Genomic DNA, 16,030 nt, shown 5'->3' with positions numbered 1-16,030 from the left:
TGCTTACATAGAAAAAGGAGCCTAATGGCTCCTTTTTTATTTTCTTCAATTACACAAACTGCTTAAAACCTGAGTGTACACACGGTATACTAAGGGTAATTTTCACGCTACTTCTTAGATAGTAAAAAGCCAAATATGCAAAAATATGACGTAAAAACCTTTCAAGGTTTGATCCTGGCTTTACAGGATTATTGGGCGCAGCAAGGCTGTGTCATTATTCAACCACTTGATATGGAAGTGGGCGCAGGGACATTTCACCCGCAAACTTTTTTAAAGTCTATTGGTCCAGAGCCAATGGCGAGTGCATACGTGCAACCGTGTCGTCGTCCTACCGATGGTCGCTACGGTGAAAATCCAAATCGCTTACAACACTACTACCAATTTCAGGTAGTTTTAAAGCCATCGCCAGATAACATCCAAGAGCTTTATTTAGGCTCTTTAGCGGCTATGGGTATCGATACACTAACTCACGAAGTTCGCTTTGTAGAAGACAACTGGGAATCACCTACGTTAGGTGCGTGGGGCCTAGGTTGGGAAATTTGGTTAAACGGCATGGAAGTAACGCAGTTTACCTACTTCCAACAAGTTGGTGGTATTGAGTGTTCACCAGTAACGGGTGAGATCACTTACGGCCTAGAGCGTTTAGCAATGTACATTCAAGGCGTAGATAGTATTTACGACTTAGTATGGGCAGACGGTCCACTAGGGCGCGTAACCTACGGCGACGTGTTCCATCAAAATGAAGTAGAGCAGTCTACTTACAATTTTGAACACGCAAACGTAGAAGACTTATTTGCTCAGTTTGATAAATGTGAAGCAGAGAGCCAAAAGTTAATTGAAGCAAACTTACCACTACCGGCTTACGAGCAAGTAATGAAAGCATCGCACGCATTTAACTTACTAGACGCACGCCACGCAATTTCGGTAACTGAACGTCAACGTTATATTTTACGCGTTCGTGCGTTATCAAAAGCGTGTGCACAAAGTTACTATGACAAACGCGAAGCGCTTGGTTTCCCGCTGTGTAAGGATAAGTAAGTATGTCAGCACAAAATTTATTAGTAGAAATTGGCACAGAAGAGTTGCCACCAAAAGCGCTGCGTAAATTAGCAGAAGCTTTTGCTGCAAACTTAACTGCAGAGCTTGAAACACTAGAGTTAGCACATCAAGGCGTAAGCTGGTATGCATCGCCTCGTCGTTTAGGTTTACAAGTAAAAGCGCTTGAAGCTAAGCAACAAGACAAAGAAGTTGAAAAACGCGGTCCAGCAACTAAAGCTGCATTTGACGGTGACGGTAACCCAACAAAAGCAGCAATGGGTTGGGCACGTGGTTGTGGTATTGAAGTAAAAGACGCACAAACACTCGAAACAGACAAAGGCGCATGGTTATTGCACATTGCTAAAGTAGCAGGGCAAGAAACTAAAACGCTAATGACAGGTGCAATTACTAAAGCGTTGGCTAAATTACCAATTCCTAAACCAATGCGTTGGGGCGCGAATAAAACACAATTTATTCGTCCTGTGCATACGGTAACTATTTTGTTTGGTGATGAGTTACTTGAAGGTGAGATCCTTGGTAAGAAAATAACTAACCAGCTTCAGGGTCATCGCTTTCACCACCCAGAAAAAATTAGCATAAACCATGCAGATGACGTTTTTGACGTACTTAAATCTGCTTACGTTATTGCCGATTACGAACAACGTAAAGCACAAATTCGTACGCAAATAGAAGAGGCTGCAAAAGCAGTTAATGCTGTTGTTGCAATGGATGAAGATTTACTAGAAGAAGTAACATCACTTGTAGAGTGGCCAGTTACTTTAACGGCAACATTTGAAGAAGCATTTTTAGATGTACCAGCCGAAGCGTTAATTTACACCATGAAAGACGATCAAAAATACTTTCCGTTATTAGATCAAAACGGCAAACTTTTAAATAAATTTTTGTTTGTATCTAACATAGAAAGTAAAGATCCAAGTGTGGTTATTTCTGGTAACGAAAAAGTAGTGCGCCCGCGTTTAGCCGATGCACAGTTCTTCTTTGAAACAGATAAAAAGAAAACTCTAGAAAGCCGATTAGAATCGCTTGATAGCGTATTGTTCCAAAAGCAACTTGGTACGCTTAAAGATAAGTCTGAGCGCATTAGTGAGCTTGCAGGTTATATTGCTGAGCAATTAGGTGCTGATAAAGTGTTAGCGCAGCGTGCAGGCTTATTAAGTAAAACTGACCTAATGACTGAAATGGTAATGGAATTTACCGACGTGCAAGGTGTAATGGGAATGCATTACGCTCGCCACGATGGTGAAGCCGAAGATGTAGCCGTAGCGCAAAACGAGCAGTACATGCCACGCTTTGCAGGCGACAACTTACCTACAAATTTAATTAGCTGCGCAGTAGCGATTGCTGATAAGTTTGATACGCTGGTGGGTATTTTTGGTATAGGCCAAGCACCTAAAGGTGACAAAGACCCATTTGCTCTTCGTCGTGCTGCTATTGGTGCACTTCGCATTATGGTAGAAAAAGAACTACCACTTGATATTTTAGACCTAGTAGCTAAATCGCAAACATTGTTTGGCGACAAGTTAACTAACTTAAATGTATCAACTGACGTATTTGAATTTATGCTAGGGCGCTTCCGTGCTTGGTATCAAGACGAAGGTATTGAAGTAGACGTAATTCAAGCAGTGCTTGCACGTCGTCCGACTAAACCTGTTGATTTTGATCGCCGTGTTAAAGCCGTAAGCCACTTCCGTACATTAGACGCAGCAGAAGCGCTTGCAGCAGCTAATAAGCGTGTAGGTAATATTCTGGCTAAAAACGACATTACCAGCCAAGGTAGTGTTGATGAGAGCTTATTAAGCGACGACGCTGAAAAAGTATTAGCATCACAAGTAGCAAAATTTGCCACTGACCTTGCACCACTTTACGCAGATGGAAACTACCAAGAAGCATTAAGCCAATTGGCAGGTATTCGCGAAAGTGTTGATAACTTTTTTGACAACGTAATGGTTATGGCCGACGATGAAGCTGTTAAGCAAAATCGTCTTGCGCTGCTAAGCCAGTTAAGCGGATTGTTTTTAGGTATTGCAGATATTTCTGTTTTACAAAAATAACACCGATTAGCAATTTTAAAAGCCAGCGTTTTGCTGGCTTTTTAGTTTTCACTGTATGCAAAGGAAACCCCATTGATGATTTCTATGAAACGAATTTTAACCTTAGCAATTGCTGCTTTACTTACTGCCTGTACAAGCCAAATTTCGATTAATGATGTATTACCACAGCAAGAGCTTGACCGCACAATTTACTTACGTGGCGACTTTACACTGTGGGATGCAGAACCCCAGTATCAGTTTGCACCAGTTGGCCCTGCGCTTTATCAAGCAGAAGTGAAATTTTCGACGCCTGGTAAAGTGTACGAATTTAAAATAGCCGATGTCGATTTTAGTGAAGGTTACAACTGTGGTTACAGCGACGCACAACCAGCAGGGCAAAGCCTAACACTCGGCCAACCAGCTATCGCAGACTGTAATACTATTTATAACTACTTTAGTTTCACACCAGCAATAAAAGGCATATACATAGTAAGTATTGATTACAGTGACTACGACAAGCCACAAGTGACGATAACGAAGAAGTGATAGCTGTATTTTTAAAGCAGCCCGAGTGAATTAATGGATTTGTGACAAGGACGTTGTAGTGTTTATTCAGCATTAACACCAAGGGGGTTTCGTAGGTTGGGTAGAGTGAAACGAAACCCAACATGTGTGGCGAATAAAACTATTTTGGTGGTTATTAAACAACCTACGCCAGACACAAGTTTATGTGGTTGCTATAAGCGTGTAACAATATCATGGATAAGTTTGACTTAAAATTGTCTTGATTATAATTAACAAAACTAATCTATACTCTTATTTATCTGTTTATTCTATAGGTAAAAATATGCGTTATAAGCGTATGTTAGAGGCGGGCGCATGTTATTTTTTTACGGTAAATTTAGAAGATAGATCTCAGCATTTGCTCGTGGAAAATATAGAGTTATTACGTCGTGTGTATTCAAAGGTGGCAAAAAAGCATCCAATAAAGACGATTGCAATCGTTATCATGCCCGATCACCTTCATGTTATTTGGCAATTACCAAAAGGCGATAATAATTATGCAATGCGTTGGCGGCTTATAAAATCAGGCTTTTCTCGAGAGCTTCCAGCAACAGAATTTTGTAATAAAAGTCGAATAGCGAAGGGAGAGCGTGGAATTTGGCAGCGCCGTTATTGGGAGCATAAAATTAGAGATGAAGAAGACTTAAATAACCATATTAATTATATCCACTACAACCCTGTGAAACATAAATATGTTTCTAAAGTCAGTAATTGGCCTTTTTCGAGTTTTCATCGATATGTCAAAGATTCAAAATTACCGAGTAACTGAGGGAGTGATAATAAGTTAAACGATATATACGATGAGTGAAATTATTTCGATTATTATAAGATACGTTGGGTTTCGTAAAACTCAACCCAACCTACGTTATTTTAAAGCCCTTTCTTAACCACATATCTATACGGTGCTTCTTCTGCATCTTTAGCCACCAGCGTGTGATCCATAAACGTACAAAAACTCGGAATGTCGCGAGTTGTTGACGGGTCATCAGCAGTTATTAATAACGTTTCACCATCACTCATTTTACGAATAGCAGCACGTACCATCATTACTGGCTCTGGGCAGCGAAGGCCTATGGCATCTAATTGGTGATCGGGATTATCAAAGCTCATAATAAATTGGCCTGTTTAATTAAAGTGATTGCTGTGTACGCGAGTGCTTAGGTATAGCAATTAATAAGTTTGGGAGTTTAACGCAATTTTAAGTGTAATTTAACTATTTTACTTATCTTAATATGCCCATATTATTTGAAACTTTATTGCTGCAAAAGACTTTATTTAATAATACGCCCGATCACATAATTACGCTGTTACATGCTTGTTTGATAAAGGGTCGTTTTCACTTAATTAAAGCTAATAAAAAAGGCGAACTGAATAAAATCAGTCCGCCTTTTTAATCACCAAGATGGTTTTACATGTTTAAAACTAATTAGTCTTGAACACGTTCAAATACAGTGGCAATGCCTTGGCCTAAACCAATACACATAGTTGCTAAACCGTATCGTACATTTTTGTCTTCCATTAAGTGAATAAGCGATGTGCTAATACGCGAACCCGAACAACCCAGTGGGTGACCAAGTGCGATTGCGCCGCCATTTAAATTCACTTTTTCGTCAACAACATCCATTAACCCTAAATCTTTCATTACAGGTAATGATTGTGCTGCAAAGGCTTCGTTAAGCTCTACTACGCCTAAGTCATCAATTGTAATACCGGCTTGAGCAAGTGCTTTTTTACTTGCTGGTACTGGGCCGTAACCCATGATTGATGGATCGCAACCAGCGACTGCCATTGCTTTAATGCGTGCACGAATTGGTAAGCCAAGTTCTTTTGCTTTCTCTTCGCTCATTACTAACATTGCAGATGCGCCGTCAGAAAGTGCAGAAGAAGTACCGGCTGTTACCGTACCCGATGCAGGATTAAATACAGGGCGAAGCTTTGATAGGCCTTCTACTGTTGTTTCTGGGCGAATTACTTCGTCGTCTTCAACTAATATAAGCGAACCATCTGCTGCGTGACCTTCCATTGCTAAAATTTCGCGACGGAAACGGCCTTCAACAGTTGCCGCTTGTGCACGTTGATGTGAGCGGTAAGCAAATTCATCTTGTTGCTCACGGCTAATGCCATGAAGCGTAGCAAGGTATTCTGCTGTTAAACCCATTGAGCCCGATGCTTGTGCAATCGTTGTTGCAAGGCCTGGGTGAAAGTCGTTGCCGTGAGTCATAGGTACGTGACCCATGTGCTCAACACCACCAATTAGGTAAGTGTCGCCAGCGCCTGTCATTATTGCGCGTGCAGCGTCATGCAATGCTTGCATTGACGATCCACATAAACGGTTAACCGTTACAGCAGGTACGCTGTGTGGGATACCGGCAAGTAATGCTGCGTTACGTGCTACGTTAAAGCCTTGCTCTAATGTTTGCTGTACACAACCCCAATAAATATCGTCAATTGATGCTGGATCAACTGCTGGGTTGCGATCAAGTAAGCCTTTCATTAAATGTGCGCTTAAGTCTTCAGCACGTTTATGTTTGAATACACCACTTTTAGAGCGACCCATTGGTGTGCGGATACAATCTACAATTACTGGATTATTCATGATATTAACCTTCCACCTTATAGAAAACACGACCTTCTTCGGCCCACTTGCGAGTTTGCTCAGATACTTGGTAAATCGCACCTAGGTGAGCGTATTTGTCTGCTGCTGCAACAAAGTTAGCTAAACCAGTTTGATCTAAGTAACGGAACGCGCCGCCTCTAAATGGAGGGAAACCAACACCGTAAACTAATGCCATATCTGCTTCTTGCGGCGAGGCAACTATGCCTTCTTGCAAACACAGTAGCACTTCGTTAATCATTGGAATCATACAACGGTCGATGATTTCTTGTTTATCAAATTCTTTTGGTGCGTCTGTAATTGGGCTTAGTAGCTCAACTGCTGTCTCGTCATGAGACTTTTTAAGACGACCGCGACGATCTGTTTCGTATTTGTAAAAACCGGCTTTGTTCTTTTGACCAAAACGTTTTTCGTTGGCAAAAATAGTCACTGGGTCTTTATCAGCACGCGCCATACGCTCAGGGAAACCGTCAGCCATTACGCCAGTACAATGGAATGCTGTATCAATACCTACAACATCAAGTAAGTAAGCCGGACCCATAGGCCAGCCAAATACGTTTTCCATTACTTTATCTACTTTTGCAAAGTTAGCGCCTTCAACCACTAATTTGCTAAAACCTGCAAAGTAAGGGAATAAAACACGGTTTACAAAAAAGCCTGGGCAATCGTTAACAACAATTGGCGATTTACCTAATTTAAGTGCGTAATCAACTACTGCATTAATTGTTTTATCTGAGGTTTTTGCGCCACGGATAATTTCTACTAATGGCATTTTTGGCACAGGGTTGAAAAAGTGCATACCACAGAAGTTTTCTGGCTTATCTAGCGCTTGTGCTAGTAAATCAATACAAATAGTTGATGTGTTTGAAGTAAGTACCGTACCTTCTGGCATGGTCTTTTCAAGATCAGCGAGTACTGCTTGCTTAACTTTAGGGTTTTCTACAACGGCTTCAACAATAATGTTGGCACTTTGTAGGTCTGACGCGTTAAGTGTTGGCTTAATTTTGCTAAGTGTTGCCAACATTTTTTCCATTGGCATGTGGCCACGCTTAACTTTTGCACCTAATAACTTAGACGCTTCACCCATACCTAAATCAAGCGCATCTTGTTGGATGTCTTTCATTATAATAGGTGTGCCTTTATAAGCAGACTGATATGCAATACCGCCACCCATAATACCAGCCCCTAATACAGCGGCTTGTTTAATTTCTACATCGCTTTGTTTAGCAAATTTACGTGCTTTACCTTTAATGTATTGGTCAGCTAGGAATATACCTGTCTGTGCAGCTGCTTCTGGTGTACGTGCTAATTTAGCAAAGTTAGCATTTTCGATTGCCATTGCTTCATCGCGAGTACAGTTTGCCGCTGCTTTAATAGTACGTACAGCCATAACCGGTGCAGGATAGTGGCCTTTGGTTTTACCCATTACCATACCTTCTGCCATAGCAAAGCTCATGCCTTGCTCAACACGGTTTAATTTAAGTGGCTGTAGTTTTACGTTACGTTTTGCTTGCCAATCTAGCTTGCCAGAAATCGCTAGCTCAAGTGTTGACACACTTGACTCTAAAAGTTTGTCAGCACTAACTACCGCGTCAAACGCACCTACTTTAAGGGCATCTTCTGCGCGGTTTTCTGCGCCTGAGGTAATCCACATCATCGCGTTATCGGCGCCAATGATACGTGGTAAGCGCACTGTGCCACCAAAACCAGGCATTATGCCAAGTTTAACTTCTGGTAGGCCCATTTTAGCTGTTTCGCTTGCCACACGATAATCGGTAGCAAGTGCCCACTCACAACCACCGCCAAGTGCCATACCGTTTATAGCGCTTAGAGTTGGGAATGGCAAATCTTCGATTGCATCAAAAACGTCGGTTGCGTTTTTGATCCACACTACTAATTCTTCTTCAGGTTTAGTAAATGTAGGTAAAAATTCGAAGATATCGGCACCAATAATAAAGTGGTCTTTATCACTGGTAAAAATCATGCCTTTGACATCAGTATTGGCAGCTAATTCTTTTAATGCTGCTGCGCAATCTGAAAGAGTTTTTTGAGATAATGTGTTTACAGAACCTGCAACACAAAACTTAAACTCGGCGATGTTTTCCTTTAGGAAGCTAACTTCAAAGGAATCGCTTTTATATAACATTATTATTCTCCCTAGTTGACGAACTAAGACTGGTACGATGAGTTTGCATTTCAATCAGTGTGCTTGCTTTAAATTAAAAATGCAACGAAAAATTTAACTCGGTTACAATCGACTGGTTAAAATATAGCTGGTTTGGTGCTAAGGTGGTTGAAAAGTTTTTATTCACTACTTTAATTTTTATTAAAGGACATTATGAAAAAATATTTACTAAGTGTTGCGGCAGCTGCATTCATTTTCCCTCTTCACTCTGCCGAGGCAAGTATCGATAACGATGCCTTTTTAGATGCCGAAAAAAAAGTAAGGTACGGAAGTTACCAAGACTTTAAACAAGCGGTTAGTAACCTAAATCATCCGTTAAAACCGTATGTTGAAAAAACATATTGGCAACGTCACCCGAGTATTAAGCATCAGGCAGAGATAGAAGACTATTTAAATATATATCAGCATACACCGCTTGAGTGGCCTGTGCGCAAAGCGTGGTTGGAGTATTTAAAAGAGAACAATGAAAAAGCGGCGTATATACGCAACTACCGTGAAACTTCTAATACTGGGCTTACCTGTACTTATTTAGATTTTCAGCTCGACTTGGGCGCGCCTGAAAAGGCGATTCTAAATCAGGTGACCGACTTATGGGCCGTTGGTAAATCGCAACCTAATGGCTGTGATAGTTTGTTTTCTACGTGGCGTAAAAAAGGCTACATGAAAGAAGAAACGGTTTGGAAGCGTGTAACACTTGCTGCACAAGGCGGGACGCAAAGCTTATTGCCTTACTTAAAAACTTTACTGCCAAGTAAGGAGCGTTACTTAGCTGATTTATACTTAAAAGTGCGAAAAGATCCAAGCACGGCAGCTGGATTATATCGATATAAAAATAAGTCGGCTAAAGAAGGCCAAATAGCAATTTATGGTGTTAAACGTTTGGTTTGGCGTGATAAAGAGCTTGCTTTAAAAGCATGGGAAAAACTAGAAAAAATATTTAAGTATAGTGATGAAGATAAAGCTGACGTGTATTACACCTTTGCGTTGTCACTTGCTTCAAGCGGGCATAAGCAAGCGAGCTTTTGGCTAAATAAAGTGCCGAAAGAGCGATTAGACAGCAAGCTTATTCAATGGCAACTGGGCAATATGCTCAAAACCCAAGATTGGGAAGGGATTGCTGCATTTTTTACGGGTAAAGAGGATTTAAGCCTTGGCCAGCAATATTGGTTAGCTTATAGCTATGCTAAACGTGGCGAGCAACAAAAAGCAGACGATATTTGGAAAAAAGTAGCGGCTAATCGTGATTATTACGGCTTTTTAGCAGCAGCACGTTTAGGTTTGCCCGTTGATTTAAATAATCAACCTTTAGCAGTCGATAAGGTGCTTGTAGATAAAGTAAGTAATGCACCTGGCTTTAAGCGTGCAAAAGCACTTTATGATATTGAGCGCTTTACGTCGGCGCGCCGTGAGTGGAATTATTTAACGGATACGTCTAGCAATGAAGAAAAGCTAGCAGCATCACAACTATCTACCGATTTAGGTTGGCACGACAGTACTATTTTTACTTTAGCAAAAATTAAAGCGTGGGATAACGTAGAGCAACGTTTTCCGTTTGCGTTTCAAGATGTTTTTGAGCGCTACAGTAAACGTAGCAAGATAGATGTTGCCTGGAGTATTGCTATTGCAAGGCGCGAAAGCTCTTTTGCGCCAGATGCACGCTCGCATGCTAATGCACGTGGTTTAATGCAGTTATTACCTAGTACTGCTGAGTATGTAAATAAAGGCAGTGTGACAAGTAGTCGTTTATATCAACCTAAAACAAATATTAGGTTGGGTACGAGTTACTTACAGTACTTAAAAAAGAAAAACCATGGCAATGAGGTGCTGGCAACAGCTTCTTATAATGCGGGTTATCACCGTATAAAGCGTTGGTTACCTGATGACGCTATTCCGGCTGAGTTATGGGTAGAGCTTATTCCGTATCGCGAAACCCGCGATTACGTAAAAAATGTATTTGCGTACAGGCAGGTTTACCATACAAGAATGGGCCGAGAAGGTAATGTATTAGCGCCGCTACTCGAAATGAAAATGGGCGGTTGAATATATGATACCAATCGACCAATCGACCAATCGACCAATAACTTAACACGATAGGTATTAATAAGGGGGATGTTTACATGTTAAATATCCCCCTTTTTTGAGCGCTTAGTGTTTAAGTGGTAGACTCAGAGCAAGTTAAATTTAACAGATGGATTAACAATGGATAAATTAGCCGTTTTATACGCCGAACATATTGCAACACTGCAACAGCGTACTCGTACAATTTGTAATAGCGAAGGGTTAGAAGGATTAGTAATTCATTCAGGCCAAGCTAAGCGCCAGTTTTTAGATGATATGTATTATCCATTTAAAGTTAATCCACAGTTTAAAGCGTGGTTACCGGTTATTGATAATCCTCATTGCTGGATTGTGGTAAATGGCAGCGACAAACCAAAACTAATATTTTATCGCCCGGTAGATTTTTGGCATAAGGTACCAGACGAGCCTCGCGACTTTTGGGCTGAGTACTTTGATATAGAGCTATTGCTACAACCTGATCAAGTTGAAAAGTTATTACCATACGATAAAGCTAAATACGCTTACATGGGCGAATACATTGAAGTAGCGCAAGCTCTTGGTTTTAGTATTATGAACCCTGAGCCTGTACTTAACTATTTTCATTACCACCGCGCTTATAAAACGCAGTACGAACTTGAATGTTTACGCAACGCTAACCGCATTGCAGTAGATGGGCATAAAGCTGCACGCGACACATTCTTTAATGGTGGTAGCGAGTTCGATATTCAGCAAGCGTACTTAATGGCAACACGTCAAAGCGAAAATGAAATGCCGTACGGCAACATTGTTGCGCTTAACGAAAACTGCGCTATTTTGCACTACACGCACTTTGATCCAAAAGCGCCACACACTCATAACTCATTTTTAATTGATGCTGGTGCAAACTTTAATGGTTATGCTGCTGATATTACTCGTACGTATGATTTTAAAAAGCAGGGTGAGTTTGCTGAGCTTGTACAAGCTATGACAGTTCAACAAATAGAACTAGGTAAAGGTTTAAAGCCGGGTATGCTTTATGGTGATTTACATGTTGAATGTCATAACCGTATCGCACAAATACTCAGTGACTTTAAAATTGTTAACCTACCCGCTGAGGAAATTGTTGAGCGTAAAATTACCTCTACTTTCTTCCCACATGGGCTAGGGCATCATCTTGGTTTACAAGTGCATGATATGGGCGGTTTTATGAGTGACGAAAAGGGCGCACATCAACCATCGCCTGAAGGTCATCCATTTTTGCGTTGTACTCGCCTGATTGAAAAAAACCAAGTGTTTACCATTGAGCCAGGCTTATATTTTATTGATTCACTGCTTGGTGATTTAGCGCAAACCGATAATAAGCAATTTATTAATTGGGAAAAGGTTGAGTCATTTAAACCATTTGGCGGTATTCGTATTGAAGATAACATTATTGTTCACGAAGATAGCTTAGAGAATATGACACGAGATTTAGCGCTCGATTAATTCTAGTTAACACTAATTAGTTTATACACGTTAAAATACGTACATTATTTAAAGGGGCCTTTTGGCCCCCTTTTTACAAGTTTAAAATATGTCTGAATATAAATATCCCGCTACTGACGTTTTTCATCAAGAAGAAATTAAAAAAAGTACGTTTATAGTTCACATTGCACATACCCCCGATTTAAATTCAGCTAAAGCATTTATTAAAAGCATTGAAGAAAAGTATAGCGATGCGCGTCATAACTGCTGGGCACATGTGGCAGGCAACCCCGGTGGCAGCCATGTTTATGGTTTTTCGGACGATGGTGAACCAAATGGCACTGCAGGAAAACCTATGTTAAATGTGCTGGTGGGTTCAGGCCTTGGCGAAATCACAGCTGTTGTTACACGTTACTTTGGCGGCATAAAATTAGGCACGGGCGGGTTAGTACGTGCTTATGGTGGCTCATTAAATAATGCACTAGTAAAATTGCAAACGGTACTTAAAGTTCCCAGTGTTGAAATTACAGGGAGTAGTGAGTACAGCATGCAAGGTGCGATTGAGCAGTTATTAAAAACAAAGTATCAAGTGCTTAATATTGATAAGCAATTTACTGCTAATATTGAATGGGTGATTACAATAGATAGCCGCGAAGCTCAGCAAGCAATCAAAGATATTTTTGATTTAAGTCACGGCGCAGTTGAGTTAACTATTAAAGAGTAATAACCTACACAAATTGCATGTAATGCATACTGACCCTATTTAATTTGGTTGATACTACTCAGCCTGAATTTACTAATAATAAAAGCGACAAGCTAAATGCAATTTCGTACCATCATAAAAATTCTTGGCCAACTTGTTGCGCTGTTTAGTATTACCATGGTGCCTCCGGCACTGGTGTCTTTAATATATAAAGACGGTGGTGGTGTTCCTTTTGTTTTAGCATTTATCTTTAGTGTTGTTATTGGCATGATGGCTTATTACCCAAACCGCCATGAAAACGGTGACTTAAAAGCACGTGAAGGCTTTTTAATTGTTGTTTTGTTTTGGCTGGTACTTGGGGCGTTTGCGTCCTTGCCGCTTATATTTTTACAAGAACCTAATTTATCGCTCGCCGATGCGGTGTTTGAAGCATTCTCTGGCTTAACAACCACCGGCGCTACAGTACTTACCGGTATTGAGTACTTACCTAAGTCGGTATTGTTTTATCGCCAGCAACTCCAGTGGTTTGGCGGTATGGGTATAATCGTACTCGCTGTCGCTATACTCCCCATGCTAGGTGTTGGTGGTATGCAGTTATATCGCGCTGAAATACCTGGGCCTGTAAAAGATTCCAAAATGACCCCGCGAATTGCCGATACAGCAAAGCACCTTTGGTATATTTATGTGTCGCTGACTATTGCTTGTATGCTGGCTTATTGGGCAGCAGGGATGGAGTGGTTTGATGCGATATGTCATGCATTCTCAACGGTCGCGATAGGTGGTTTTTCTACTTACGATGCTTCCATGGGGCACTTTGACAGCCCTGTAATTAACTTTATTTGTGTGTTCTTTTTAATTATTGCCGCTGTTAACTTCTCCCTGCACTACGCTGCAGTGGCGAGTCGAAACGTACAAGTTTATATTCGAGACCCTGAGTTTAAGGTGTTTTTGTGTATTCAATTAGCGCTGGTGGTTATTTGCTTTACCGTACTTTCCTCTAATGAAATATTTGCTAATGGCGATGAAACCCTCGATCAGGCATTATTTCAAGCTGTTTCTATGAGTACAACAGCAGGCTTTGCTACTGATAACTTTTCAACATGGCCTTTGTTTTTACCTATTTTACTTATATTTTCGAGCTTTATTGGTGGTTGTGCAGGCTCTACCGGTGGTGGTATGAAAGTAGTGCGCGTGTTCTTACTTTACTTGCAGGGTGTGCGTGAGCTTAATCGTTTGGTGCACCCTCGGGCTATATATTCAATCAAGCTGGGTCGAAAGGCGTTGCCAGACAAAGTAGTAGAAGCCGTGTGGGGATTTTTCTCTGCGTATGCATTGGTGTTTATTATTATTATGTTAGCGCTTATGGGCACGGGTATGGATAACATAACTGCGTTCTCAGCCACTGCGGCTTGTTTAAATAACTTAGGTCCAGGTCTGGGTGATGTAGCATCGCATTATGGCGCTATAACCGATGGTGCTAAATGGTTGCTTACCATTGCAATGGTGTTTGGTCGTTTAGAAATATTTACTTTATTAGTGCTATTTACGCCTACTTTTTGGCGTGGATAAACGAGCGGCTTAAGTTTTAAATTACGAACTATTGGGAAAGGGATATGCCAACAAATTTAGAAAAGCTAAAGCATATAAGTGTAGGCAGCTTAGTCGACCTAGAAATATTAACACCTACAAGCAGTAAGCGTGTTAAAACTGAATTAGTTGGTTTACTCGATAAACAGTTTATTATTTTAAATTATCCCAATGCAAAGCGTTTACCTGCGGCGAGTGACTATTTACGTGATGGCGTAATGGTTGTTGTAAGAGCGCTTATTGAAGGTAGTGGTGGGCAAGTTATTGCGTTTCGCCAGCAAATTATGTCGGTAGCCTCTCATCCCGCTAAACTCGTGTTTATAAACTTTCCAAAGCAAGTGCAGTTATTTGCGCTACGCTCACAAACACGCATACCTACCTTATTACCTGCAAAGCTAAAGCTAAGTGACGATAGGGTACTTGAAGGCCTTATTAAAGACATTTCACTCACTGGTGTAATGTTTGATATTAGAGGCGATCAGCAAGTTGAAAGTATTAAAGATATGCAATGCACTGTCGTACTTAATAGCAGTGATAAAGATTTTGAAGGTGAAATTTGCAGTGTTAAAGAGCATGCCGCCGGTGTGCACTGTGGAATTAAGCTACTAGCAAGCGAGGATGAAATGAAAGCCTTTATGAAAGAGCATTTTATAGACCCTTCTGCGCTTGAGCCTACCGTTGAATAAATAGGTTTTCGCTTATTTGCAACAAAAAGGCATTTTATGTCAGTATTTATAAAATGTTTTTTCTCTCTTTCATAATTAAAATTATTATTTAAATAAAACAATTGATTACGTTTTGTTTTTTACAGCTTGTTTTTTGTTATTAAAGCTACCTCGTTAAAATTTATCTCAATTATTATTTTAAATCCCTCCTTTTAAAACCGTACATTTAAAAATGTATCTTTTTATATAAACATAACTATATGTTTTTAATGACTTTAATATCATCTCTTTAAAACGTGTTGCTAAAGGGCAACAATAACTATTCTAAAAACGCCTTCTTGTTGTACGTTTTATATTTAACTTATTGAAAATTAATAGCTTTTAAATGTTGGCATCTAAGTTGTAATAGTCTAAGTGTACTGAACGAAATCGTGATTCAAAGTGAAATACTTAATCGCACACACATAAATTTGAAGGATACATATTATGAAAAGTATTAATAAAACTTTAGCACTTATCGCTATTGCATCTTCTTCAGCCGCTTTTGCTGCAACAGATTTTGACACACTGGATGTAGACGGCAGTGGCACAATTAGCCAAGCAGAAGCATCAGTAGATGCAAAGCTAATGAGCATGTTTTCTGAGCTTGATACTGACCAAAATGGTGAGTTATCAAAAGAAGAATTTTCAGAAGCTTAATTAAAAAGTATTTATCCTGAGTTGCCAAAGACACCTAAGTAGGCAAGGGAGCTTACGAAAGAGGATAACAAGGAAGTGGAAAATTACGTTTTAAGTTAAACGAAGCAATTTTTTTGATAGAACATTGAAGGATTAAGTTATGAAACATTTAAATAAAGCATTAGCACTTATAGTACTAGCATCTTCTTCCGCTGCATTTGCAGCATCAGATTTTGACAGCCTTGATATCGATGGTAGCGGCACAATTAGCCCAAGCGAAGCGGCAGTCGATACAGATTTAATGGCTGAATTTATTGAGCTAGATACCGACGGTAGCGGCGAGCTTTCTAAAGAAGAATTCGCTAATTACTAATTAATCTTTTCAGATTAAACATTTTTCACAGTCAGGGATCTTTGAAAAGGACTTCCCATATTACTAGGAAT

General features: G+C 40.2%; 14 protein-coding genes. 11 read left to right on the top strand and 3 right to left on the bottom strand.

The features are described from left to right. Window positions 1-135 precede the first annotated feature (135 nt). The 4 genes from glyQ to I6E72_RS17550 all read left to right on the top strand — a co-directional run bounded on the left by glyQ (window position 136) and on the right by I6E72_RS17550 (window position 4,422). On the top strand, window positions 136-1,038 hold the full coding sequence (glyQ, locus tag I6E72_RS17565; RefSeq protein ID WP_007584197.1) for a glycine--tRNA ligase subunit alpha: 903 nt from the start codon (window positions 136-138) through the stop codon (window positions 1,036-1,038). 2 nt (window positions 1,039-1,040) lie between these two features. Further along, entirely contained in the window at window positions 1,041-3,110 is a 2,070-nt protein-coding gene (gene glyS / locus I6E72_RS17560) for a glycine--tRNA ligase subunit beta (protein ID WP_165736327.1), read from the top strand. A gap of 75 nt (window positions 3,111-3,185) precedes the next feature. After that, on the top strand, window positions 3,186-3,635 hold the full coding sequence (locus tag I6E72_RS17555) for a hypothetical protein (protein ID WP_165736326.1): 450 nt from the start codon (window positions 3,186-3,188) through the stop codon (window positions 3,633-3,635). 301 nt (window positions 3,636-3,936) lie between these two features. Continuing rightward, entirely contained in the window at window positions 3,937-4,422 is a 486-nt protein-coding gene (locus tag I6E72_RS17550; RefSeq protein ID WP_101163030.1) for an REP-associated tyrosine transposase, read from the top strand. Between the two features lie 101 nt (window positions 4,423-4,523). On the opposite strand, the gene tusA is transcribed toward I6E72_RS17550, so the two are convergent. From tusA to fadB, 3 genes are all read right to left on the bottom strand, one after another. Then, the gene (gene tusA, locus I6E72_RS17545) at window positions 4,524-4,763 is read right to left on the bottom strand and encodes a sulfurtransferase TusA (RefSeq protein ID WP_007377644.1); all 240 of its coding nucleotides are present in this window, start codon (window positions 4,761-4,763) and stop codon (window positions 4,524-4,526) included. A 316-nt stretch (window positions 4,764-5,079) separates the two neighbouring features. Beyond that, window positions 5,080-6,249, bottom strand: coding sequence for an acetyl-CoA C-acyltransferase FadA (fadA, locus tag I6E72_RS17540; protein ID WP_007584192.1), 1,170 nt, complete (start codon window positions 6,247-6,249; stop codon window positions 5,080-5,082). 4 nt (window positions 6,250-6,253) lie between these two features. Then, window positions 6,254-8,413: a fatty acid oxidation complex subunit alpha FadB gene (fadB, locus tag I6E72_RS17535; RefSeq protein WP_165736325.1), complete on the bottom strand. Its 2,160-nt coding sequence runs from the start codon at window positions 8,411-8,413 to the stop codon at window positions 6,254-6,256. A 192-nt stretch (window positions 8,414-8,605) separates the two neighbouring features. Here fadB and I6E72_RS17530 point away from each other — a divergent pair, with 192 nt between their 5' ends. The 7 genes from I6E72_RS17530 to I6E72_RS17500 all read left to right on the top strand — a co-directional run bounded on the left by I6E72_RS17530 (window position 8,606) and on the right by I6E72_RS17500 (window position 15,959). Next, a complete protein-coding gene (locus tag I6E72_RS17530) occupies window positions 8,606-10,492 on the top strand; it encodes a transglycosylase SLT domain-containing protein (protein ID WP_101216557.1) in 1,887 nt (628 codons plus the stop codon). 159 nt (window positions 10,493-10,651) lie between these two features. Continuing rightward, window positions 10,652-11,974 carry a Xaa-Pro dipeptidase gene (gene pepQ, locus I6E72_RS17525; protein ID WP_024592280.1) on the top strand — a complete coding sequence of 441 codons (1,323 nt, stop codon included), beginning with the start codon at window positions 10,652-10,654 and terminating at the stop codon, window positions 11,972-11,974. Window positions 11,975-12,062: 88 nt separating this feature from the next. Next, entirely contained in the window at window positions 12,063-12,677 is a 615-nt protein-coding gene (locus I6E72_RS17520) for a YigZ family protein (protein ID WP_008171987.1), read from the top strand. 96 nt (window positions 12,678-12,773) lie between these two features. Next, a complete protein-coding gene (locus I6E72_RS17515; RefSeq protein WP_121953916.1) occupies window positions 12,774-14,225 on the top strand; it encodes a TrkH family potassium uptake protein in 1,452 nt (483 codons plus the stop codon). 44 nt (window positions 14,226-14,269) lie between these two features. Then, window positions 14,270-14,929: a flagellar brake domain-containing protein gene (locus tag I6E72_RS17510; RefSeq protein WP_007584185.1), complete on the top strand. Its 660-nt coding sequence runs from the start codon at window positions 14,270-14,272 to the stop codon at window positions 14,927-14,929. A gap of 465 nt (window positions 14,930-15,394) precedes the next feature. Further along, window positions 15,395-15,607 (top strand): EF-hand domain-containing protein, encoded by a 213-nt coding sequence (locus tag I6E72_RS17505; RefSeq protein ID WP_004335175.1) that lies wholly within the window; start codon window positions 15,395-15,397, stop codon window positions 15,605-15,607. A 139-nt stretch (window positions 15,608-15,746) separates the two neighbouring features. Continuing rightward, on the top strand, window positions 15,747-15,959 hold the full coding sequence (locus tag I6E72_RS17500) for a calmodulin (protein ID WP_004335174.1): 213 nt from the start codon (window positions 15,747-15,749) through the stop codon (window positions 15,957-15,959). Window positions 15,960-16,030 lie beyond the last annotated feature (71 nt).

Origin of the sequence: Pseudoalteromonas sp. NSLLW24, assembly GCF_015864725.1 — a bacterium.
Classification (GTDB): Bacteria; Pseudomonadota; Gammaproteobacteria; order Enterobacterales; family Alteromonadaceae; genus Pseudoalteromonas; species Pseudoalteromonas arctica.
The sequence above is the reverse complement of the archived record's forward strand: the minus strand, read 5'-3'. Positions and strand labels throughout refer to the sequence as shown.

Coding starts and splice junctions, on each gene's coding strand:
- fadB (WP_165736325.1), bottom strand. CDS start 8,413: ATGTTATATAAAAGCGATTCCTTTGAAGTTAGCTTCCTAAAGGAAAAC.
- fadA (WP_007584192.1), bottom strand. CDS start 6,249: ATGAATAATCCAGTAATTGTAGATTGTATCCGCACACCAATGGGTCGC.
- I6E72_RS17555 (WP_165736326.1), top strand. CDS start 3,186: ATGATTTCTATGAAACGAATTTTAACCTTAGCAATTGCTGCTTTACTT.
- I6E72_RS17550 (WP_101163030.1), top strand. CDS start 3,937: ATGCGTTATAAGCGTATGTTAGAGGCGGGCGCATGTTATTTTTTTACG.
- I6E72_RS17505 (WP_004335175.1), top strand. CDS start 15,395: ATGAAAAGTATTAATAAAACTTTAGCACTTATCGCTATTGCATCTTCT.
- pepQ (WP_024592280.1), top strand. CDS start 10,652: ATGGATAAATTAGCCGTTTTATACGCCGAACATATTGCAACACTGCAA.
- I6E72_RS17500 (WP_004335174.1), top strand. CDS start 15,747: ATGAAACATTTAAATAAAGCATTAGCACTTATAGTACTAGCATCTTCT.
- glyQ (WP_007584197.1), top strand. CDS start 136: ATGCAAAAATATGACGTAAAAACCTTTCAAGGTTTGATCCTGGCTTTA.
- glyS (WP_165736327.1), top strand. CDS start 1,041: ATGTCAGCACAAAATTTATTAGTAGAAATTGGCACAGAAGAGTTGCCA.
- I6E72_RS17515 (WP_121953916.1), top strand. CDS start 12,774: ATGCAATTTCGTACCATCATAAAAATTCTTGGCCAACTTGTTGCGCTG.
- I6E72_RS17520 (WP_008171987.1), top strand. CDS start 12,063: ATGTCTGAATATAAATATCCCGCTACTGACGTTTTTCATCAAGAAGAA.
- I6E72_RS17510 (WP_007584185.1), top strand. CDS start 14,270: ATGCCAACAAATTTAGAAAAGCTAAAGCATATAAGTGTAGGCAGCTTA.
- tusA (WP_007377644.1), bottom strand. CDS start 4,763: ATGAGCTTTGATAATCCCGATCACCAATTAGATGCCATAGGCCTTCGC.
- I6E72_RS17530 (WP_101216557.1), top strand. CDS start 8,606: ATGAAAAAATATTTACTAAGTGTTGCGGCAGCTGCATTCATTTTCCCT.